Consider the following 22,991-nt stretch of genomic DNA (forward strand, 5'->3'; position numbering starts at 1 on the left):
GCGGGACGGGGACGACTAAGGGGTGTCATGACGCGCAGGCTGCCGTCCGCGCCGCCCCTGCTCCCCGGACTCGACTACGTCCGCCCGCTCGGATCCGGCGGGTTCGCCGACGTGTTCCTTTATCAGCAGGACATGCCCCGTCGTCAGGTGGCCGTCAAGGTCCTGCCCGCCGACGAGCACGACCCCGACCTGCTGCGTATGTTCAACGCCGAGGCCGACGTCCTCGCACACCTGTCCGCCCACCCCGCGATCGTCACGGTGTACCAGGCGGGCATTTCGGCAGACGGCCGTCCCTACATCGTGATGGAGTACTGCCCGGGGTCGCTCTCGCAGCGGTACCGCATCGAGCGCATGCCCGTCGACGAGGTCATGGCGATCGCGGTGCGGCTCGCCGGCGCGCTCGAGTCGGCCCACCGCGCCGGCCTCATCCACCGTGACATCAAACCGAGCAACATCCTGATCACCAGCTTCGGCTCGGCCGTCCTCGCCGACTTCGGCATCTCCTCGTCGCTCATCCGGTCGACGGATGCCGAGGTGCTCGCCATGTCGATCCCGTGGAGCGCGCCCGAGGTGGTGGCTGAGCAGACCGGCGGCACGATCGCGAGCGAAGTCTGGGGCTTGGGGGCGACGGTGTACTCGCTGCTCGCCGGCCACAGCCCGTTCGAGCGGCGCGAACGCGGTCAGAACACGCGTGAGCTGATGCGTCGGCGCATCGCGAGGGCGACGTTCGTGCCGGTACCCCGCCCCGACGTGCCCGACGCGCTGCAGCAGGTGCTGGCCACAGCGATGGCGCGCGACCCCGATCAGCGCTACCGGTCGGCGGAGGAGTTCGGCAACGCGGTGCGAGCGGTACAGGTGAGCGAACAGATCGCCCCGACGCCGCTCGAGGTCCCCGCGACCGAGTGGGTGCCGGCGCTCGAGGCGATCGACTTCTCCGACGGCTCGGCGCGCGGGCCGGTGCGCTCGCGCGTCGCCGCGGAGGGGCGCCGGTCGGGCGTGCCGTCGGCGGCGACGATGCGCCGTCGCGATGAGGACACCGACGTCACGACACCTCCCGAGCGCGCGCATCGTGTGTGGCCGTGGGTGCTCGTGGGCATCGGAGCGACCGTCGCCGCGCTCGTCGGTGTCGTCGCTCTCTGGGTGGGGCTCACCTGATGCGCCGCTCGACGATCATCGGCGTCGCGGCGACCGCGGCTGTCGCAGCCCTCGTCGCGGGCGTCAGTATCGCCTGGCCGGGGCTCGACGCCCAGCGCACGCCGCCGCGCGATACGACGGCGTGGGTGCTGCAGGCCGACGGGCTGCGGTACGCGCGCGTCAACACCGCGATCGACGAGCTCGACACCGTGCGTGCCGTGAGCAACCCGAGCCGCATCGTGCAGGCATCCACCGGCTCGTACGTGTTCACCGACAGTGACGCGAAGGTCGTCCGGATCGACGAGGCCGTGCCGGTCGACCTCGACGCGGAGAGCCTCCGCACGGCGACCTCCGCGCCCGCGGGCACGGAGGAGGTCGACACGGCGGGCGACTTCGTCGCGTACCGCACCGATGTCGGCGCCGTCTTCGTCGGCACGCTGTCGTCGGGTGCGGTGACGCGGGTGAATCCGGGCGGCGCCGACCGCACGGCATCCGACTCCGACGACGACACGCCGCCCTACACCTCCGATGCGATCGCGGTGACCTCCGACGGCGTGCTCTTCAGCTACTCCGCCGCAGCGCACTCGGTCATCCGCGTCGACATCGCCTCGACCGAGGTCCGGGCGACCGATGCGGTGCGCGGGGACGCAGAGCTCGCGACGCCCGCGCTCACGGCGGCGGGCGAGGACTGGGTGCTCGTCGACACGGCATCCGGCACCTATTGGACCGCAGCGCGCGACGCCGCCTCGGTCGACACGACCGGCGCTGTCGCGCTCTCCCGCGCCGACCCGGACGGAAGCGCCGTCTACCTCGCCGACGAGACCGGCCTCGTGCGGATCCCGACCGGCGACGCGGGACCCGAGCGGGTCTTCGGCGATCGGACCACGTCGCGCGGCACACCGGCGCGACCGGTCGTGCAGGGCGGCACGGTGCACGCCGCGTGGCTGCCGGAGGGCGCCGGCCCCGGGACGCTCTGGGACTCGGCGAACGGCGACGTGCCGCTCGACTACGCCGGCTTGACGCTGCCGAACCAGCGCCGCCCGGTCTTCGTCTCCGCCGGCACCGATCTCGTGCTCAACGACGCGCGCTCGGGGTGGGTCTGGACCGTGCCGGAGGGGCGCCTCGTGCCCTCCAGCCAGAACTGGGATCTCGACGAGCCGATCGAGACCGCCCAGGAGACGAACGCCGAAGAGCCTCCCGCCATCATCGACCCGCGCCCGCCGGTCGCCGTCGACGACGCCTTCGGTGTGCGGCCCGGGGCGCTCGTGTCGCTGCCGGTGCTCCTCAACGACCACGATCCCAACGAGGACGTGCTGGCGATCGACCCCGCCTCGGTGCAGGGGCTCGACCCCGCCTTCGGCACCCTCACCCTGACCGACGACCGTCAGCGCCTCGCCGTGCGCGTCGCCCCCGACGCGTCGGGCACGGCATCCTTCACCTATGCCGTGTCGGACGGCACGGCGGAGGCCGGGCTCATGTCGGAGCCGGCGACGGTGTCGCTGCGCGTCGCCGCCCCCGAGGAGAATTCGGCCCCGGTGTGGTGCGGGGTGGACGGATGCCAGCAGGAGTGGCCCCAGCCCGAGGTCGTCCCGGGTGGCACCGTGACGCTGCCGGTGCTCGGGGACTGGGTCGACCCCGAGGGCGACCCCATCATCCTGCTGTCGGCCGTCGACGAATCCGGCAGCGGACAGGTCGCGGCGACCCCCGAGGGCACGGTCTTCTACCAGCACGCGAACAGCGGCGGGGGCGGCGACCAGATCGCGCCGCTGAGCCTCACGGTCGGCGACGCCCGCGGCGCGACGACGACGAAGGCGCTGCCGGTGCGCGTGCGGGAGGGCGCGCAGCCGCGCGTGCAGTCCTTCTCCGTGGTCGACACGGCCGGCTCGCGCCTCACGATCGACGTCGCTCCGCACGTGACGGGGACCGCCGGGCAGCAGACCCTCACCTCGGCGCGGGTGCTCGACGACGCGGCCGCGACCGCGACGGTCGTCGGCGGGACGACCCAGTTCGACTTCGCCGCGTCGAACCCCGGCACCTACCGGGTCGCGCTCACGGTCTCGGCCGGAGGGCTCGAAGCGACCGGCACGGCGCGCGTCACGCTCCTGCCGTCCGACGCTCCCGCGCAGCTCGCGACCTCGCCCGTCGTCGCGTTCGTCCGCCCGCAGGCCGACGCGACGGTCGACGTCCTCGCCGCGGTCTCGAATCCGACCGGCCGCGTCCTCCTCCTCAGCGACGTCATCGTCCGGGCGGTCCCGGGGTCGTCGCTCACGGCGGATGCCGTCGGCCAGAGCCAGCTGCGCGTGTCCGGGTCGACGGCGACCGGCGAGCCGGGTCTGCTCGGCACGGTCTCGTACCGCGTGAGCGACGGCACGACCGACGCCGGCGCCGAGGTCGTCGGCGAGGCGACCGTGTACCTGCTGCCGCCGCCGCCCGACGCGGCGCCGATCACGGTCGATGACGGCGTCGTCGTGCGCGCCGGCGAGCAGATCGACATCCCGGTGCTCGACAACGACGTGTCGGCCGCGGGCGGGCGCCCCCGCCTCGACCCCGAGTCGATCACGTCGTCGACGCCCGACGCGCTCGCCTTCGCCTCGGGCGAGGTCATCCGCTATCTCGCGCCCACCGAGGCGGGGCAGTACACGATCGAGTACCGCGCCTTCACGACGGGCTCGCCCGCCCTCGGCGACATCGCGACGGTGCACGTGCGGGTCGTCTCCGACGACGAGAACCGCGACCCGCTTCCCGCGCGCCTGTCCGGGCGGGTCGGCAGCGGTCTGTCGACGACCATCCCGTTCGACGGGTTCGGCATGGATCCCGACGGCGACGTCGTGCGCCTCGACAGCATCGTCACCCAGCCCGCGCACGGATCGGCGGCGATCACGCCTGACGGCACCGGCATCGTCTACACGAGCACGGTCGGCACGAGCGGGCAGGACACCTTCACGTACCGGGTGATCGACGCGTTCGGCGCCGCCGGCGAGGGCAGTGTCCGCATCGGCGTGCTGAGCGGGGAGGTGAACCCGAGCCCCATCACCTACACCGACTACGTGCACGTGCAGGCGGGGGAGAAGAGCGTCATCCGCGTGCACCCGCTCGCGAACGACCTCGACCCCACGCAGGGCAAGCTCTCGCTCGTGGCCGTCCGCCCCGACGTGCCCGAACTCACGCTCGACGGCTCGACGAGCGAGGAGTTCGCCCGCCTGAACGGACGCATCCAGTCGGTCACCGACGACACCGTGACGATCGCGGCCGGCACCGACCCGGGCACCATGGCCTTCCTCTACGACGTGCAGTCGTCGTCGGGCAATACCGCCCGGGGCCTGCTCGTCGTGCGCGTCGTGTCGCAGCGGGTGCCCGATTTCCCCGTCGTCGCCGACACCGTCCTCACCGCCGCCGACCGCGACGACCTGGCGACCGGCATCGACGTGCTGAGCGGCAAGGTGCTGTGGTCGGGAGGCGACGCGTCCGACCTCGAGCTCGGCCTGTGGAATCCTGACGGCGACGACGCCCGCGGCGTGAGCGTGTCGGGCGCGAAGGTCCGCGCGACGCCGACCGACGACGCGCGCATCATCCCGTTCTCCGTCACCGGCGAGACCGCCGACGGCCCGATCACGACGTACGCGTTCCTCCGGGTCCCCTCCGCCACCGACGGGTCGTTGGCGCTCCGCTCCGGCATCCCTCCGATCACGGTCGCAGAGAACGAGCAGGCGGATGCCGACGTCGCGACCCTCGTCGCGCTGCCGCGCGGGCGTGCCGTGGAGATCGACCCGGACGGCGTCCGCGCGTCGGGCGCCCGGGAAGCCGCGACGTGCACAGCGACCACGGGCACCGGCATCCGGTACACGGCGGGCGCCGGCGCCCCGTGGTCCGACTCCTGCCTCGTCCCCGCGCGCCTCGTCGGCGGTACGGCGTGGACGGTGCTCACGATTCCCGTCTCGGTGACGCCCACCGATCCGCAGCCGACACTCGCGCCGGCGGCGCTGGAGGTCGCGCCCGGTTCGACGCAGACCCTCGACCTCACCGGGATCACGACCTGGCAGGGGCGCGAGGAGCCGATCACGTACCGCATCGGCGGAACGCCGGGCGGGTTCGTCCTCACGCTTGAGGGCTCGATCCTCACCGTACGCGCCCGCGACGACGCCCCGTCGGGCAGTGTCGAGACCGTCGCGATCGAGGTGACCAGCCACGCGAACGTCGCGCCCGCGCGTCTGACGCTCCGGGTCGGCGCGGCACCCTCCACCCTCCCGCAGGGCGGCCAGGTGACTCAGCAGTGCAGCCAGGCCGGCGGATCGTCGTGCACGATCGAGGTCGTCGGCACGCCCGGCGAGGTCAATCCCCTTCCCGGCACCCCCCTGCAGCTCGTCGCGGTCGCGCCGACGAGCACGTGCGCGGGGGTCTCGTTCGTGGTCTCCTCGCCGACCCGCGTCACCGTCAGCTGGAGCGACGACAGCCCCGGGGCGACGTGCGGCGCCCGTTTCACCGTGCGCGACGCGCAGGGTCGGCAGACCGCCGCGGGCCGTGACGGCTCGGTCACCGTCGACCTGCAGGGCTTCCCGCGGGCGCCGACCTCGGTCGCCCAGTCGGCGTACGCCGACGGCTCGCTGACGCTCCGCGTCGACCCCGGCGCCGCACAGACGTCGTACCCCGCCGTCACCGGCTTCGAGGTGCGCTCGGGCGGCCAGAGCGTCGGCACCTGCACGCCGCAGGGTGTGTGTGCGCCGATTGCGTCCGCGAACGGTGAGCAGCGGCAGTTCGAGGTCGTGGCGGTCAACCCGGTCGGCCCCTCGCGGCAGTCGGTGCGGACGACCGCGTGGGCCTACGATCCGCCGGCCGCCCCGACCGGAGGCACCGCCACCCCGGTGCCGGCAGGCCCCGACGGCGGGGTCGCCTCGATCGTGCTGACGGGGGTGGATGCCGCCGACGCACGCGCCCTGCAGCTGACGAGCCCCGCCGGAGAGTCGGTGACCGTCGCGGTGCCGCTCGGCGAGACGACGATCACGGTGCCCTCCTTCCGGGTCGGCTCGAACGTGACGACTTCCGTCACCGTGACACCCGTCTCGCGCTTCGAGGCGCCGCCGGGGCTTCCGTCGTCGAGCGTGGGTTCCATGACGGTCCTCGCCAACGGCGTCGGGGCGCCGAGTTCGCTCAACCTGCAGCTCACCCCCGTCAATGTCGGCGGCGGCACCGTCGACATCACCGCGATCGGCACGGCTGCCGCCGGGGGCGACAACTCCGAACTCCGGTACGGGATCGTGCCGCAAGGTCAGCCGTGCGTCACATCGCCCGGCGGCGACCGCGCCGTCTTCCGTGGTCTCCCCGACGGGCGGCTGTACACCTTCACGATGTGCGTCGAGTCGCGCGTCGGCGCCACTGTCTTCGCGACCGCCACCACGCAGGCCGAGGTCCGTGCGATCCAGCGCGGCGACGCGCCGAAGAACTACACGTTCATCGTCGGGCGCACGCCCGTCGTCGCCGGCGACCGTGCCGAGTGGCGGATCACCGAGACGCCGACATCGCCCGAACCGGTTCCGAACGACAACACCGTCACCTTCGACGGCCTCCCGAGCGGCCGGTTCGGCGAGGACCCCGGCATCCGGGTGCGCTACGACCACGACTTCGGATGGTGGAGCAGCGCGTGGGGGGCGGTGACCCCGGCATCCGGTCACGCGCCCTATCAGGTGCAGGCGCGCGCCTCGATCACGACGTGCGACGGCGGCAAGCGCATCGGCACGTCGCAGAGCTCCACGGGCAACCTCGCGAAGATCACTTTCGACCCGGCGTCGATCCAGTACTTCGACGCGTCGGGCGCGCAGCTGACCCCCGGCACCGACCCGCTGGTCGCGCCCGCGACCGCGACGCTCGTGAAGGGCACCGCGACCGTCGACTGGTCGGCGCGCTCGTGGCAGCTCGATGGCGCGAGCATCCCCGTGTCCGCGACCTGCACGCCCGTCCCTCCCGCTCCCGACCCCGCCGATCCCCCCGCATCCGAGGACACCCCATGACGATCTCCCCCGACCAGGCGACGTGGTTCGCGCAGACCTTCGCGGCGCTCGCCGACAACGTGGAGCGCGCCGTGCTCGGCAAGCGCCACGTCGTCGACCTCGTGCTGACCGCGATGCTGAGCGAGGGCCACGTACTGCTCGAAGACGTCCCCGGTACCGGCAAGACCTCGCTCGCCCGCGCCGTCGCGCAGTCGGTGCAGGGAACGACGACGCGCATCCAGTTCACGCCCGACCTGCTTCCGGGCGACATCACGGGCATCACGGTGTACGACCAGAAGTCGGGGGAGTTCTCCTTCCACGAAGGCCCCGTCTTCGCGAACATCGTGCTCGCCGACGAGATCAACCGTGCGAGCCCGAAGACGCAGGCGGCCCTGCTGGAGGTCATGGAGGAGGGACACGTCACGATCGACGGGGTAACCCGCTCGGTCGGCAAGCCGTTCCTCGTGCTCGCGACGCAGAACCCCGTCGAGCAGGCCGGCACGTATCGGCTGCCCGAGGCGCAGCTCGACCGGTTCCTCCTCCGCACCTCGCTCGGCTACCCCGACCACGCCGCCACGGTCCGCATCCTCGATCGCGGCGCCACGCCCATCGGCGAGCTCGCGCCGATCATCACGCCCGGGGCGCTCGTCGGCATGTCCGAGCTCGCGGGGGAGGTGTACGTCGATGCGCTGGTCCTCGACTACATCGCGCGCATCGTCGACGCGACCCGGTCGGCCGACGAGGTGCGCCTCGGCGTCAGCATCCGCGGCGCCCTCGCCTTGACCCGCGCGACGCGCACCGCCGCCGCCGCGCAGGGCCGCACCTACGCGACGCCCGACGACGTGAAGCGCCTCGCCGTGCCCGTGCTCGCGCACCGCCTCATCCTCCACCCCGAGGCCGAGTTCGACGGCGTCACCGCCGAGGCCGTCATCGGTCAGGTCCTCCTCGACGTCACGCCGCCCACGCGCCGGGAGGGTGCGTGAGCCCACGCGACCTCAGCCTCACCGAGTCCCGGCTGACCCGCACGTCGGCGGCCTCTCTCACGGGCGAGCGGACCGAGATGACCGCCGCCGTCACCTCGGCGCGCGGCCGCGCCCTCGTCGGTGCGGCGGTCCGGGCCTCGCGGGCATGGACGGCGACCGGCCAGGCCCTCGCGACGGGGTGGCGCTGGCTCCGCCGCACGGTGCGCCCGGCGGGCGTGCTCGCGCTCGTCGCCGCGACGGCGGGCCTCATCGCCGGGTTCGCGTTCGGATGGGTCGAAGCCCTCGTCGCGGGGGTCGCCGCGCTCGTGCTGCTGGTCCTCAGCATCCCGTTCCTGTTCCAGACCCGCACCTACGAGGTCGACCTGTCGCTCGGGCATGAGCGGATCGTCGCCGGCACGGGCGTCCGCGCGACGGTGGCCGTGCGCAACTCGGGCCGTCGGGTCGCGCTTCCGGGGCGCATCGACGTGCCGGTCGGCGCCGGGCTCGTGGAGTTCGGCGTGCCGCTCCTGCGTGCCGGGGCCACATCGGAGGAGCAGCTCGAGCTGCCGCCCCAGCCCCGCGGCATCGTGCGGATCGGCCCTGCCACGACCGTCCGCTCCGACCCCATCGGGCTCCTCCGCCGCGAGCACGCCTTCGACGACGCCCACGACCTGTACGTGCACCCGCGCACCGTGCCCGTGCCGTCCTCGAGCGCGGGCCTCATCCGCGACCTCGACGGCAGCCCGACGACGCGGCTCGTCGACGCGGACATGTCCTTCCACGCGATCCGCGAATACGTGCCCGGCGATTCGCGCCGTCAGGTGCACTGGAAGTCGACCGCGAAGACCGGCCGCCTCATGGTGCGCCAGTACGAGGAGTCGCGCCGCTCGCGCATGGCGGTCGTGCTCGGTCTCGCCGCCGACGAGTTCGCCACGGATGCCGAATTCGAGCTCGCCGTGAGCGCCGCGGCATCCCTGTCCGTCCGTGCCGTACACGACGCGCGCGACCTCGACATCGTCGTGGGTGCCGAGATCCCGCGCGTCGTCCGCGGCCGGCTCCGCGCCATCCGTCACATCCCGACGGCGGCCCCCCGGGCGGTGCTCGACGGGTTCAGCGGCGTCGACCGCCTCGCGAACACGATGGCGTTGGCCGACGTCTGCCGACTCTCCGCCGAAGCCAATGAGGCCCTCTCCATCGCCGTGATGGTCGCCGGGTCTCAGGTCGGCGTCGCGAAGCTCCGTCAGGCGGCGCTCGCCTTCCCCGCCGACGCGGCCACCCTGGCGATCGTCTGCGACGAGCGCGCGCACCCGCGCACCCAGGTGCTCGGAGCGCTCACCGTCGTCACCGTGGGCACCCTCGAGGACCTCGCGGGGCTCCTGCTGCGGGGGGCCTCGTCATGAGGCGGATCGTCGCGGGGTCCCTGTATGTCGGCATCGTCGTCGTGCTCGCCGCGATCGCGGCGTGGCCGATCTACCGCTCCGGTGAGTTCCTCCTGCTGGTCGCGGTGTCCACCGTGCTCGCCGCGGCGATCGCCGCCTTCGTCCGCTGGCGGAACCTGAGCGGGTGGGTCGCGGTCGGTCTCATCGCGCTCGCCGTGCTGGTCGCCGGCGTTCCGCTCGCCGTCCCCGCCCGCACCGCCGACGCGCCCTCGTTCATCCGCGGCCTCGGCGAACTGGGCGCGGGCCTCGTGGTCGGCTGGAAGGACCTGCTGACCGTCGAACTGCCCGTCGGCGCGTACCGCAACCTGCTCGTTCCCGCTCTCGTCGTCTTCCTCGTCGGCACGACGTTCGCTCTCCTCCTGTCGTGGCGCGACGACGCGCTTGCGGTCGCCGCCGTCCCCGTGGGCATCGCGATGACCGGCTTCGGCCTGCTGTTCGGGCGCACCGACGTGAGCGCCCCCCTCCGCCTCGGCCCGATCACGCTGAACGCGCCGGTCGAGACCGCGGTCGGCCTCGGCACGCTCGCGGCGGGCGTGCTGTGGCTCTCGTGGCGCAGTCGCGACGAGCGGGTGCGCGCTCTCCGCCGCGGCGCGGCGGAGAGCGGGGTGCGCCTGCGTCGCGTCGCCGGTGCCGACGCGCGGCGCCTGGGCCTCGGGGCCGCGATGATCGCCGTCGCGACGGCGGCGGCGCTCGTCGTGCCGGCCGCCGCAGCGTCGGCCGACCGCACGGTGCTGCGCGAGGCGACCGGACCGCGCCTGGAGATCTCCCGGGCGGTGAGCCCGCTCGCCGCGTATCGCGCGCTGTTCGCCGACGATACGATCGAGCAGCGCCAGTTCTCCGTCGCCGGATCGCAGCTGCCCGATCGCGTCCGCCTCGCCGTCCTCGACGACTACGACGGCGCCGTGTACCGCACGGGGACGGGTCCCGACTCGTCGAGCTTCGTGCGCCTTCCGTCTGCGCGGAGCGCGGGGGAGGGCGCACGGGTGGAGATGACCGTCGACATCGGCGACCTCTCCGGCATCTGGATGCCGACGGCCGGCGCTCTGTCGGAGGTCCGCTTCTCGGGCTCGCGCGCCGCGGCGCTCGCCGACGGCTTCTACGTCAACGACGCGCTCTCGGCCGCGGTCCAGACCACCCCGTGGGTATCCGGCGACCGCTACCGCGTCGACGGGTCCGAAGCCTCGCCGTCGGCGCTCGGCTCGGCCGTCTCTCCGGGCGACGCGGGCGAGGGCCCGGAGGCCCCCGCGAGCCTGCGCACGTGGATGGAGGCGCACGTCTCGGGGACCGGCGGCTCCGCGCTCGAGGGGCTCGTCACGCTCCTGCGCGAACGCGGGTACCTGAGCCACGCCCTCACCGATGCCGACAGCGAATGGCTCACGGTCACGGGCGTCGAGACCTTCGTGCCGAGCGCCGCCGGTCACTCGCTCGCGCGCATCGATCAGCTCTTCACGGCGCTGCTCGAGCGCGAGCAGGATCCGCGCGCTGCGGCATCCGACAACTACGTCGCCGCCATCGGCGACGACGAGCAGTTCGCCGTCGCCGTCTCGCTGCTCGCGCGCGAGCTCGGGTTCCCCGCGCGCGTGGTGGTCGGGGCGCGCCTCGCCTCCGACGACCCGGCGCTCAGTGTCTGCACGGACGGCGAATGCCGGTCGGCCGATCTGTCCGCATGGGTCGAGGTGCGCAACGCCGACGGCGCGTGGATCCCGGTCGACGTGACTCCACAGCACACGCAGGCGCCGAGCCTGGAGGTCACCGCACAGCCCGACCCCACCATCGGGACCGAGGTCCGCCCCGACACGGTCGACGAGGTGCAGCCGCCCAAGCCCGCGCAGGAGGATGCCGCAGCCAGCCCCGAACGCCCCGACGAGGTCGACCTGGCGTGGCTGTGGACGACGCTGCGCATCGCCGGCATCAGCCTGGGCGCGCTCCTGATCGTCGCCGCGCCCTTCCTCCTCGTCCTCATCGCGAAGGCGGTCCGTCGACGCGGCCGGCGCCGCGCCGATGCCGCGGCCGACCGCATCGCAGGCGGCTGGGAGGAGTACCTCGACGCCGCCGCCGACGCCGGCAGACGCGGCCCCGCGAAGGCCACGCGCACCGAGATCGCGGCGGCGCTCGACGCGCCCGCGGCGGAGACCCTCGCCCGCGACGCCGATGCGGCGGTCTTCTCCACCGAGGTCGTGACCGACGACGACGCAACCCGATTCTGGGAGATCGTCGACGCCGAGCGCGGCGGTTTCGCGAAAACACGCTGGCAGCGCGTGCGCGCGGCCCTATCGTTGAGATCGTTCGTCCCCGAGGGCCGCCGCCGGTCCTCGTCGCACACCGAGAGGGGGCGCCGCGCGCGGACCGCGCCGCGGCACACCGCATGAACCCACCCGTCGACAATTCGCTCGTCGCCCTCCTGGCGCTGCTGTCGGTCGTCATCTCCATCGCGCTGTACGTCTGGGGTGCGCTCGCCTTCGCCGCGATGTTCCGCAAGATGGGTGAGGATGCCTGGAAGGGCTGGGTTCCCGTCCTCAACCTCGCGGTGATCCTCAAGTGGGGCGGATTCAGTCCCTGGCTCGTCCTCCTCAGCTTCCTGCCGATCGCCAACGTCGTCGTATTCGTCCTGATCGTGATCAGCGCGCACCGCATCAACTCGGGCTTCGGGTACGGCACGGGTATGACGGTCGTCGCCGCACTCGCGCTCGTGATCTGGGCCAGCATCCTCGGCTTCGGCCCCGCCCGCTGGCTGGGCGCGCGCCCCGCCGGCGTCGCCCCGGCCACGCCGCGCCCGTCGTCGGGGCGCGGTGCGGGTGCCGCGGGGAACTCGCCGTCTGCGAAGCACCAGGCCGGGAACCCCCCGGCGCGCAAACCCCAGGCCGGGGCGCCGCAGGCGCGGGTGATCTCGCCCGACGGATCCGCACCTGCGTACGGCGCCGGGCCGGCTCCGACCTCCGCCCCTGCCGGTTGGGGTGGAAGCGCAGTGCCGCCTGTCCCGCCCCTGCCCTCGGACGCCCCGGCGGCGGCGGCGCCCGCGTACGCCCCGTTCGCGCCGCCGCCCGCGTCGAACTCGGGATGGACACCTCCGGAGACGTCCCCGCGCACCCCCGCCCCGGGCTCGGCGTCGACGGGCCCCGCGCCGACGGGCTACCCCGCGGCCGGAGCCGCAGCGCCCAGTGCCGCGCCGACGAGTCCTGCGCCGACGATCCCCGCCCCGCCGAGCCGCGCGGCCGCCGCGGCTCCCGCCCCGACGAGTCCCGCCCCGACCACCCCTGCGCCGCCCACCTCCGCTGCGCCGCCCACGTCCGCGGCGCCGCCCACGTCCGCGGCGCCGCCCACGTCTGCCGCAGCGCCCACGTCTGCCGCAGCGCCCACGTCTGCCGCAGCGCCCACCTCCGCTGCGCCCGGGGTGCCGGCGTCGGATTCCGGCGCCGAGGGGACCTTCGTCGACGGCGACTGGCCCTCCGAGGTCGATGACGTGTCGGCGATCTACCCGTCACCCTTCCCGCCGAGCTCCGCGGGTGGCCGCCCGTTCGTCGCCCCGCCCGTCGGTCGCGACCCCGGGCCGATCGCCTTCGTGCCCGGCATCCGCGCCGGCAACGACGCACCGCCCCCGCCCGCTCCCGTCACCCGCGTGCCCGCCTCGCGGACGGTCGACCGCGGCGGTGCCGACGACGTCTCCGGGCGGGTCGTGGCCCCGTTCCCCGGTGAGCAGGGTGCCGCGGCCGAGGACGACGCGGCGCCCTCCTACCCGCTGCGCAGTCGGCGCGCGCAGGTCGAGGACGACGCCGATGGCTTCCCCGAGCTCTCCGGTGAGGTCTCTGCGGTCGCCGGCTCGCCGACGGCGGGGGCTCCGCGCTCGGCCGCCGGCGCCGTGTCGGCCCAGCACCGGCTCGCCGACGAAGACGACCTCACGACCCGCGTCGGTGCGCGCGACGATGCCGACGACGACATCGACGAGACGGTCCTCGCCCGCCGCGCGGTGCGCGCGACGTGGGAACTCGTCCCCGCCACCGGGTCGCCCGTGCCGCTCACGGCATCCGTCGTCATCCTCGGGCGTCGCCCCGCCGGTGACGCCGCCTTCCCGACGGCGCAGCTGGTCGCCGTGCAGGACGATGCGCGCACGGTCTCCAAGACCCACGCGCGCATCGAGCAGCGCGGCGACGCCTGGATCGTGACCGATCTCGGATCGACGAACGGCGTCCTCGTGCGCACCCTCATGGGCGACGAGGTCGAGGTGGAGCCCGGCGGGCAGCTCGACGCGGGGGAGCGGTTCTTCCTCGGCGACGAGGAGTTCCACCTGCGCCGCATCACCCACTGACCCCGCGTCCCCCGTCTCGTCGGCGCGTATCGCTGCAGCGGGTGATTTCGTCGGCGCAGGTCGCTGCCATGGAAGCGGGAAGCGACGATATGCGACGACGGAAACCGCCGATCCTGTGTGCGCATGACGTCGGCATGGCGACTCCATGCCCGGCACGCGACCCCGCGAACCCCGACATCCCGGCGCCGTTTGCCCGGTTCCGTCATACGGCGTAGTATTGGACGGTGTGCGCTCACGCGTGCCTTGCGCTGTGCCCCGGCACGGATACCGAGTGCGACGAGCGACACGAAGGGATCGGTCTGCGAACAGGCCGCCCCCACGGCATATCCACCACACCAAAGCACGACGCGATCGCGGCGCGCCGGTGGATCTGTGGTGAAACCACGACCGCTGTCACCGTGCAGCACCCGGGCCGATCGAGAGAGAAGCCCGGACCGACAAGGAGAGAACGTGCCAACCATTCAGCAGTTGGTTCGCAAGGGTCGCTCGCCCAAGGTCTCGAAGACCAAGGCCCCCGCCCTGAAGTCGAACCCCCAGCAGGCGGGTGTCTGCACCCGCGTGTACACCACCACGCCCAAGAAGCCGAACTCGGCGATGCGCAAGGTCGCCCGTGTGAAGCTCCGCAACGGCACCGAGGTCACCGCCTACATCCCCGGCGAGGGCCACAACCTGCAGGAGCACTCCCTCGTGCTCGTCCGTGGAGGCCGTGTCAAGGACCTCCCCGGTGTCCGTTACAAGATCGTTCGCGGCGCCCTGGACACCCAGGCCGTCAAGAACCGCAAGCAGGCCCGTAGCCGCTACGGCGCCAAGAAGGGCTGAGTGAGATGCCTCGCAAGGGACCCGCACCCCGCCGCGTCGTCGTCAACGACCCGGTCTACGGTGCTCCGATCGTCACCCAGCTGGTGAACAAGATCCTCGTCGACGGCAAGAAGTCCATCGCCGAGGCCATCGTCTACAACGCGCTCAAGGGCGTGGAGGCGAAGAACGGCCAGGATGCCGTCGCGACGCTCAAGAAGGCGCTCGACAACGTCCGCCCCACCCTCGAGGTCAAGAGCCGCCGCGTCGGTGGCTCGACCTACCAGGTTCCGGTCGAGGTCAAGCCGCACCGCGCCAACACGCTCGCGCTGCGCTGGCTCGTCTCTTACGCGAAGGGTCGTCGTGAGAAGACGATGACCGAGCGTCTGCAGAACGAGATCCTCGACGCCTCGAACGGCCTGGGTGCCGCGGTCAAGCGCCGTGAAGACACCCACAAGATGGCCGAGTCGAACCGCGCCTTCGCGCACTACCGCTGGTAATCGTCAGCGTCTCGGTGGCCGGTCGGGTGCTCCCCGACCGGCCACCCCACGACATCCGTCACACCACAAGTAAGGACACCCCGTGGCACAAGAAGTGCTCACCGACCTCAACAAGGTCCGCAACATCGGCATCATGGCGCACATCGATGCCGGCAAGACGACGACGACCGAGCGCATCCTCTTCTACACGGGTGTCAACCACAAGCTCGGTGAGACGCACGACGGTGCGTCGACGACCGACTGGATGGAGCAGGAGAAGGAGCGCGGCATCACGATCACGTCGGCCGCCGTCACCTGCTTCTGGAACAAGCACCAGATCAACATCATCGACACCCCCGGCCACGTGGACTTCACGGTCGAGGTCGAGCGGTCGCTGCGCGTCCTCGACGGCGCCGTGGCCGTCTTCGACGGCAAGGAGGGCGTCGAGCCCCAGTCCGAGACCGTCTGGCGTCAGGCCGACAAGTACGACGTCCCCCGCATCTGCTTCGTCAACAAGATGGACAAGCTGGGCGCCGACTTCTACTTCACCGTCGACACCATCGTGAACCGCCTCGGCGCCAAGCCCCTCGTGCTGCAGCTGCCGATCGGTGCCGAGAACGACTTCATCGGCGTCATCGACCTCGTCGAGATGCGGGCCCTCGTGTGGCCCGGCGACGCCAAGGGTGATGTCACCATGGGCGCCAAGTACGAGGTCCAGGAGATCCCCGAGTACCTGCAGACGCGTGCCGAGGAGTACCGCGAGAAGCTGCTCGAGACGGTCGCCGAGTCTGACGAGGCCCTGCTCGAGAAGTACTTCGGCGGCGAGGAGCTCTCTGTCGCCGAGATCAAGGGCGCCATCCGCAAGCTGACCGTGGCCGGCGAGCTCTACCCCGTGCTCTGCGGTTCGGCATTCAAGAACCGCGGCGTGCAGCCGATGCTCGACGCGGTCGTCGACTACCTCCCGTCGCCCCTCGACGTGCCCGCCATCGAGGCGCACGACCCGAAGGACGAGGAGATCATCATCGAGCGTCACCCCGACGCCAACGACCCGTTCGCGGCGCTCGCATTCAAGGTCGCAGTGCACCCGTTCTTCGGTCGCCTCACCTACATCCGCGTCTACTCGGGTCACCTCGAGTCGGGTGCGCAGGTCATCAACTCGACCAAGGGCAAGAAGGAGCGCATCGGGAAGATCTTCCAGATGCACGCCAACAAGGAGAACCCGGTCGACTCGGTCACCGCGGGCAACATCTACGCCGTCATCGGCCTGAAGGACACCACCACCGGTGACACCCTGGCCGCGGTCGACGCGCCCGTCGTCCTCGAGTCGATGACGTTCCCCGAGCCCGTCATCGAGGTCGCCATCGAGCCGAAGACCAAGGCCGACCAGGAGAAGCTGGGCACGGCGATCCAGAAGCTCGCCGAAGAGGACCCGACCTTCCGCACCGAGCTCAATCCCGAGACCGGCCAGACGGTCATCAAGGGCATGGGCGAGCTGCACCTCGACATCCTCGTCGACCGCATGAAGCGCGAGTTCCGCGTCGAGGCCAACGTCGGCAAGCCGCAGGTGGCGTACCGCGAGACGATCAAGAAGGCCGTCGAGCGTCACGACTACACGCACAAGAAGCAGACCGGTGGTTCGGGTCAGTTCGCCAAGATCCAGTTCGCGCTGGAGCCCCTCGAGGTCACGGCGGACAAGACGTACGAGTTCGAGAACAAGGTCACCGGTGGCCGCATCCCGCGCGAGTACATCGAGCCCACCAACCAGGGCTTCCAGGACGCGATGAACGTGGGCGCGCTCGCCGGCTACCCCATGGTCGGCGTCAAGGCGATCCTGCTCGACGGCGCCAGCCACGATGTCGACTCGTCCGAGATGGCGTTCAAGATCGCGGGTTCGATGGGCTTCAAGGAGGCCGTCCGCAAGGCGAACCCGGTCATCCTCGAGCCGCTCATGGCCGTCGAGGTGCGTACCCCTGAGGAGTACATGGGCGACGTCATCGGCGACCTGAACTCGCGTCGTGGCCAGATCCAGTCGATGGAGGACGGCTCGGGCATCAAGATCGTCCGCGCCCTCGTGCCGCTATCGGAGATGTTCGGCTACATCGGCGACCTGCGCTCGAAGACCTCGGGCCGCGCCGTGTACTCGATGGAGTTCGACTCGTACGCCGAGGTCCCCAAGGCCGTCGCCGACGAGATCGTCCAGAAGAACAAGGGCGAGTGACCCTTCGGATGCCGGGACACCGCGTTCCCGGCATCCGCCCAAACTGAATACAGACCCAGTCGATTAGACTGACACCATCCCCGTAGAAGACCGGTCGCAATCCAGCGCCCGGACCCTCTACACGAATGTCCTGAGGAGGACCCAGTGGCCAAGGCCAAGTTCGAGCGGACCAAGCCGCACGTCAACATCGGAACCATCGGGCACGTCGACCACGGTAAGACGACGCTCACCGCCGCGATCTCGAAGGTGCTCGCCGACAAGTACCCGTCGGCCACCAACGTGCAGCGTGACTTCGCGTCGATCGACTCGGCTCCCGAAGAGCGCCAGCGTGGTATCACGATCAACATCTCGCACGTCGAGTACGAGACGCCGAAGCGCCACTACGCGCACGTCGACGCTCCCGGCCACGCCGACTACATCAAGAACATGATCACCGGTGCCGCCCAGATGGACGGCGCGATCCTCGTGGTCGCCGCGACCGACGGTCCCATGGCGCAGACGCGTGAGCACGTGCTGCTCGCCAAGCAGGTCGGTGTTCCCTACCTGCTCGTCGCGCTGAACAAGAGCGACATGGTCGACGACGAGGAGATCCTGGAGCTCGTCGAGCTCGAGGTGCGCGAGCTCCTCTCCTCGCAGGACTTCGACGGCGACAACGCCCCCGTCGTCCGCGTCTCGGGTCTGAAGGCTCTCGAGGGCGACGAGAAGTGGGTCGAGTCGATCGTCGAGCTCATGGAGGCCGTCGACGAGTCCATCCCCGACCCGGTGCGTGACAAGGACAAGCCGTTCCTCATGCCCATCGAGGACGTCTTCACCATCACCGGTCGTGGCACGGTCGTCACGGGCCGCGCCGAGCGCGGTACCCTCGCGATCAACTCCGAGGTCGAGATCGTCGGCATCCGCCCGACGCAGAAGACCACGGTCACGGGTATCGAGATGTTCCACAAGCAGCTCGACGAGGCCTGGGCCGGCGAGAACTGTGGTCTGCTCCTGCGCGGCACCAAGCGTGACGACGTCGAGCGCGGCCAGGTCGTCGTCAAGCCCGGTTCGGTCACCCCGCACACCGAGTTCGAGGGCACGGCCTACATCCTCTCCAAGGAGGAGGGTGGCCGTCACAACCCGTTCTTCACGAACTACCGCCCGCAGTTCTACTTCCGTACCACCGACGTCACCGGCGTCATCACGCTGCCCGAGGGCACCGAGATGGTCATGCCCGGCGACACCACGGAGATGAAGGTCGACCTCATCCAGCCCATCGCGATGGAAGAGGGCCTCGGCTTCGCCATCCGTGAGGGTGGACGCACGGTCGGTGCCGGTACCGTCACCAAGATCATCAAGTAATCTCGCTTGATCCGAAGGCCCCCGGGGAAACCCGGGGGCCTTCGTCGCTGGCGGGAGAGGGCTGTCGAAGGCCGGGCGCACGAGTGGCACAAGATTCGCTCAAGCTGTCGCGACGCAGCGATATATACGTGAGAATAATCTCATCTGCGCGCCCCCGAAGCGCGCTGATCTATCTCTGCCACGGTCCCCCCGGCCGGTGGCCTCCTGGGGGAGACCATGCCTTCTGTTTCTTCGCGCGCGCGCGTCGCGCTGTCTGCCGCGTGTGTTGCTCTCGCGATGGGTGCTGCGGCTCTGGTGCCGCTTCCTGCTTCGGCCACTGAGTCGCCGGTCGCGCCTTCGCCCGCGGCATCGACAACCGAGTCCACAGCTACGTCTGCCTCCGTGGCACCTGGTGCGGCGGACGTGGCGGCGGCGCCCCTGGTCATGCCGCTCGCCGCCGCGGCCGATGAATCTGCGGCGGGGTGCGGCTACGCGGCCCCGGGAACCGGCGCCTACGCCGAGACGCTCTGCTGGTTGGACTTCTCCGTCGGAGGCGCTCCCCTGACGACTGAGTACCGTTCGACCGGCAACAACACCTACGCGAGCGTGCTGGGCGCCGCCTACGGCAGCGTCACCTCCGCTTCGCAGCTCACGTCCGCGAACGGGAAGCTCTACGGCAACGTCAGCAACTATCCGCTTACCGTCACGCTGTCCGGAGGCTATGAGCTGACAGCGAACCTCTCGATCACCGGGAGTAACGCCGCGGGGCGCGTCGTCAGCGGTCACAGCTTCCCGACCTGGGGCGGCGCCTTCCTCGGCAACGCGGGATTCTATTCGGGCGTCGCCGGCAACCCTGCCTTGTACCAGAGCGGCAATGGCGGCCAGACGACCGTCACCCTCTCGCAGATCACCCTCACGAGCGCCGGCGTCGCAACAAAGGGATACTCGATGGTCGTCGCGGACTCGGAGACGACTGACAGCGGGGAAGAGATCTCGTGGTCGCGTCAGGGCGGTACGAACTTCGCCTGGCTGCCCAACACACCGGGCGCGACGACGCAGGCGGGGACGATGGGCAACGCGTGCCCGGCGGCTTTCACCCCCGCGATCAATGGCACGGCCACGACGGCCTCGTGCGCGGCGAATACGAGCTCGACCAAGACCGGTACGCCCATGCTTCAGGTATCTCCCTCGGCGACGGGGAGCACGCCGTTCAGCATCACGACGACGATGAAGGGGAGCGGCCTGCAGGGAACAGCTTTCGGAATCATCATCGCGCGCGCGCAAGCCACGGTCGCGGTCGCAGATCGCATCGTGGGGACCGACGGGACCACGCCGGACAGCACAGACTTCGGCGTCACGATGACGTCGGCGCCCGCGGTCTGGACCGGTGCAGTATCGACGTCGGCGACGAACGGAGGCGTCCCTCTGCTCGTGCAGGCGGGGGGAACACCGGTGACGTTCGGCACATCCACGTCGTCCGGGGGCCTCTCGGGCTCATACACCGCGGCCTGGCAGTGCTACAAGACGGACCCGAACAGCAGCAGCCGCATCTGGTGGCCGAGCGCGACGACGACGAGCGCCACACCGCCCCCCAGCACGTCGAATGGCTTCTCTCGTGTCTCCGCGGGGCAGTTCCTCCAGTGCACTGTCACGTACACACCGCCCTACATCACACTCGTCAAGACCGTGGTCAACGGATCTACCGGCGCAACCTCAGTGCCGGCCGACTGGACGCTCACCGGCGCGGGGTCATCGTCGGTGGCTGTCGGCACCGGGCAGGGGAAGAAGACACCGGTGGCAGTCGGCGCGTATGCACTGTCCGAGGCCGGTCCGGCGAACCCGTGGGTGCACGGATACGCCTGGACCGGACTCACCTGCACTGCCGACGCCGGCTCGACGAGCGGCTGGTCGCTGACGACCACGGCGGGCACTTCCGCCGGAACGATCAGCGCCGGCAGGCTCACGCTCGCCAAGGGCAACTCCGTGACCTGCACGTACACGAACACCGCATACCCCAAAACGACGCTGACGCTCATCGCGGAGTCGCAAGGTTCAGCGCCCGCCACCTCCTGGACGCTGAGCGCGACAGGTGCCGCCGGCAGCCTGCCTGGCCCCGTCGGCGTCAGCGGCGCGCCGGGAGCGACCGCAATCGCCGTGACCCCCGCGTCCGCATATCAGCTGGCGGCGGGCGCCGGCCCTGCGCAGTACACCCCGTCGACCTGGACGTGCGTGGATCAGAACAACGCATCCATCACGGTGGGGACGGCCGGTGCGGTGACGCTCACGCGCGGAACGCAGGCAACCTGTCGAATCGTCTACTCGACGGCACGGATCACCTTGCTCAAGCACGTCGTCTCGTCGGGACTCACCCCGGGTGACTGGACGATCACCGCGACCCCGCAGAGCTTCCCCGGGCTGACATCCGTCTCCGCCGTCGGCGCCGAAAGCGCTGCGCCTGCCAACACATTCGAAGTGCGGCCGGGACACGTGTACACGCTCGCAGAAGCGTTGACCGACCCGCAGTCCGCGCTCGCCTATCGCCAGCGGTCGCTGCAGCGATACGAGAACGGAACGTGGGTGACGCTGTCGAGCTCTCAGATCACCGCGCCGGCGGCGGGCGCTTCGGCGACCTACCGCTTCGTCAATGACCGCCCTCCGGCGATCACGCTCCCCCTCACGGGAGGAGCGAGCGCAGACGCCTTCACGATCGTCGGGGCAGGGGCGCTCGCGCTCGCGCTCCTCGCCTCGACGTGGGTGTGGCTCCGGCGTCGTCGCGCAGCCTGACCCCCCGTCACATCATCACCCCGCTCACCCGAGCACCCGACCCCCGGAGAGAAGAAGGAAAACCATGCAGAAGACATCACGGCGCGGTACAACGCGTCGAACGATCGTGGCCGTCGCCGCGGCGGCGCTCGCGATGGTGGGCGTCCTCGCCGCCGCGGCGCCCGCCTCGGCCGCTCCCGGCAACATGCCGACTGGCAACGGAACACTCACCATCCACAAGTTCGAGCAGCCCGCGACCTCGGGCGCGGCCAACGACTCGGGGGCGCCCCTGAGCAGCGCGACGACGAGCTCCTGGGTCGCCCTGTCGGGTGTGACATTCACGGTCCAGCGGATCACCTCCGTCGATCTGCAGACGAACGCGGGATGGGATGCCGCGTCAGGATACGCAGCGTCGCCGTCCACGATCCCGGCCGGCAGCCTGGGCGCCGCGTCGAGCGTCACCACGGGCACATCGGGTGCGGTGTCCAGCACGCTCCCGATCGGCGCCTACCTGGTGACGGAGGTCGCGAGCCCCGCCGCGAAGCTCCCCGACGGGAGTCCGGCCCACATCACGATGACCGCGGCCCCGTTCGTGGTCACGGTCCCGATCCCCACCACCGCGGGCACCTGGAACACCGACGTGCACGTGTACCCGAAGAACTCGCTGTCGGCCGTCGCCAAGTCGGTCGCGGCGCCGTCCGGCCTCGGGCTCGGCGCGACGCTGACATGGACCATCGACGTGAAAATCCCGTTCCTCACCGCCGGCGACTCGTTCTCCGACTTCGATGTCACCGACGTGCTCGATGCCAAGCTGCAGTACGTCGCAGGATCGGCGACGGCATCGGTCGCGGGAACCGCCGTGGCCGTCACGGACACGACGTCGGGGCAGAACGTCGCCCTGTCGCCGGCTCTCAGCGCCCTTGCCGCGCACCAGGGCAAGACGATCTCGTTCAGCTTCTCGACGAAGGTCGTCGCCGCGGGCGCTGTCGTGAACCAGGCATCCGCCTTCATCAACGACCCCAACCACACGAACGGGATCACCTCGAACCAGGCGACGACCTATTGGGGGAGCATCCTCATCACCAAGCACACCGAGGGCGATGCGGCCAAGACGCTCGAAGGCGCCGTCTTCGGCGTCTACACCTCGGAGGCCGACGCACTCGCCGACACCAACCGCGTCTCGGTGAACGGCGCGGACGAGTTCCGCACGGGCGCCGATGGAACGGTCCGCATCCCCGGCCTGTTCGTGTCGAACACCCCGGGGCAGACGAAGGTGTACTACGTGCACGAGCTCACCGCGCCCGCCGGCTACGACCTGAACGAGACCGCGTTCGCGGTGACGCTCACGGCGGACGGGCAGGTCGCGACCCCCGTCGCTCAGAGCGTCGCTGACCCGCAGAAGCCGGCGTTCGAGCTCCCGATCACCGGCGGTGATGGAGCGCGCACGCTGCTCTTCCTCGGCGGCGGTCTGCTCCTCGTCGCTCTCGGCGTAGCGATCGTGGCGATGCGTCGCCGGTCGGCTCAGCGCTGACCTCCCGTCCTCGGGTGACGAAGCGGCCCTCGTTTCGTCACCCGAGGCATTCTCCCGAGCCCGTGAGAC

General features: G+C 71.2%; 12 protein-coding genes. All 12 read left to right on the plus strand.

From position 1 onward, the window contains the following. Positions 1-27: 27 nt before the first annotated feature. Entirely contained in the window at positions 28-1,155 is a 1,128-nt protein-coding gene (locus tag ACRVYW_RS03540; RefSeq protein ID WP_431801796.1) for a serine/threonine-protein kinase, read from the plus strand. Then, positions 1,155-7,136, plus strand: coding sequence for an Ig-like domain-containing protein (locus ACRVYW_RS03545; protein ID WP_431801798.1), 5,982 nt, complete (start codon positions 1,155-1,157; stop codon positions 7,134-7,136). Before ACRVYW_RS03540 ends, ACRVYW_RS03545 begins: the two co-directional genes overlap by 1 nt. Then, positions 7,133-8,098, plus strand: coding sequence for an AAA family ATPase (locus ACRVYW_RS03550; RefSeq protein ID WP_431801800.1), 966 nt, complete (start codon positions 7,133-7,135; stop codon positions 8,096-8,098). Before ACRVYW_RS03545 ends, ACRVYW_RS03550 begins: the two co-directional genes overlap by 4 nt. Continuing rightward, positions 8,095-9,477, plus strand: coding sequence for a DUF58 domain-containing protein (locus ACRVYW_RS03555; protein ID WP_431801802.1), 1,383 nt, complete (start codon positions 8,095-8,097; stop codon positions 9,475-9,477). The genes ACRVYW_RS03550 and ACRVYW_RS03555 overlap by 4 nt, the downstream gene beginning before the upstream one ends. Continuing rightward, positions 9,474-11,885: a transglutaminase domain-containing protein gene (locus ACRVYW_RS03560; protein WP_431801804.1), complete on the plus strand. Its 2,412-nt coding sequence runs from the start codon at positions 9,474-9,476 to the stop codon at positions 11,883-11,885. The genes ACRVYW_RS03555 and ACRVYW_RS03560 overlap by 4 nt, the downstream gene beginning before the upstream one ends. Further along, on the plus strand, positions 11,882-13,819 hold the full coding sequence (locus tag ACRVYW_RS03565) for a DUF5684 domain-containing protein (RefSeq protein WP_431801806.1): 1,938 nt from the start codon (positions 11,882-11,884) through the stop codon (positions 13,817-13,819). The genes ACRVYW_RS03560 and ACRVYW_RS03565 overlap by 4 nt, the downstream gene beginning before the upstream one ends. 450 nt (positions 13,820-14,269) lie before the next feature. Continuing rightward, on the plus strand, positions 14,270-14,638 hold the full coding sequence (gene rpsL / locus ACRVYW_RS03570; protein WP_013584051.1) for a 30S ribosomal protein S12: 369 nt from the start codon (positions 14,270-14,272) through the stop codon (positions 14,636-14,638). A gap of 5 nt (positions 14,639-14,643) precedes the next feature. After that, complete coding sequence (gene rpsG, locus ACRVYW_RS03575) at positions 14,644-15,114, plus strand: 30S ribosomal protein S7 (protein WP_018187368.1); 471 nt, start codon at positions 14,644-14,646, stop codon at positions 15,112-15,114. A gap of 82 nt (positions 15,115-15,196) precedes the next feature. Beyond that, complete coding sequence (fusA, locus tag ACRVYW_RS03580) at positions 15,197-17,311, plus strand: elongation factor G (RefSeq protein ID WP_431801808.1); 2,115 nt, start codon at positions 15,197-15,199, stop codon at positions 17,309-17,311. A gap of 144 nt (positions 17,312-17,455) precedes the next feature. After that, on the plus strand, positions 17,456-18,649 hold the full coding sequence (gene tuf, locus ACRVYW_RS03585; RefSeq protein ID WP_431801810.1) for an elongation factor Tu: 1,194 nt from the start codon (positions 17,456-17,458) through the stop codon (positions 18,647-18,649). Between the two features lie 381 nt (positions 18,650-19,030). After that, the gene (locus ACRVYW_RS03590) at positions 19,031-21,412 is read left to right on the plus strand and encodes an LPXTG cell wall anchor domain-containing protein (RefSeq protein WP_431801812.1); all 2,382 of its coding nucleotides are present in this window, start codon (positions 19,031-19,033) and stop codon (positions 21,410-21,412) included. Positions 21,413-21,476: 64 nt separating this feature from the next. Continuing rightward, on the plus strand, positions 21,477-22,922 hold the full coding sequence (locus ACRVYW_RS03595; protein ID WP_431801814.1) for a SpaH/EbpB family LPXTG-anchored major pilin: 1,446 nt from the start codon (positions 21,477-21,479) through the stop codon (positions 22,920-22,922). The last annotated feature ends 69 nt before the right edge of the window (positions 22,923-22,991 follow it).

Origin of the sequence: Microbacterium sp. bgisy203 (assembly GCF_965345155.1) — a bacterium.
Lineage (GTDB): Bacteria > Actinomycetota > Actinomycetes > Actinomycetales > Microbacteriaceae > Microbacterium.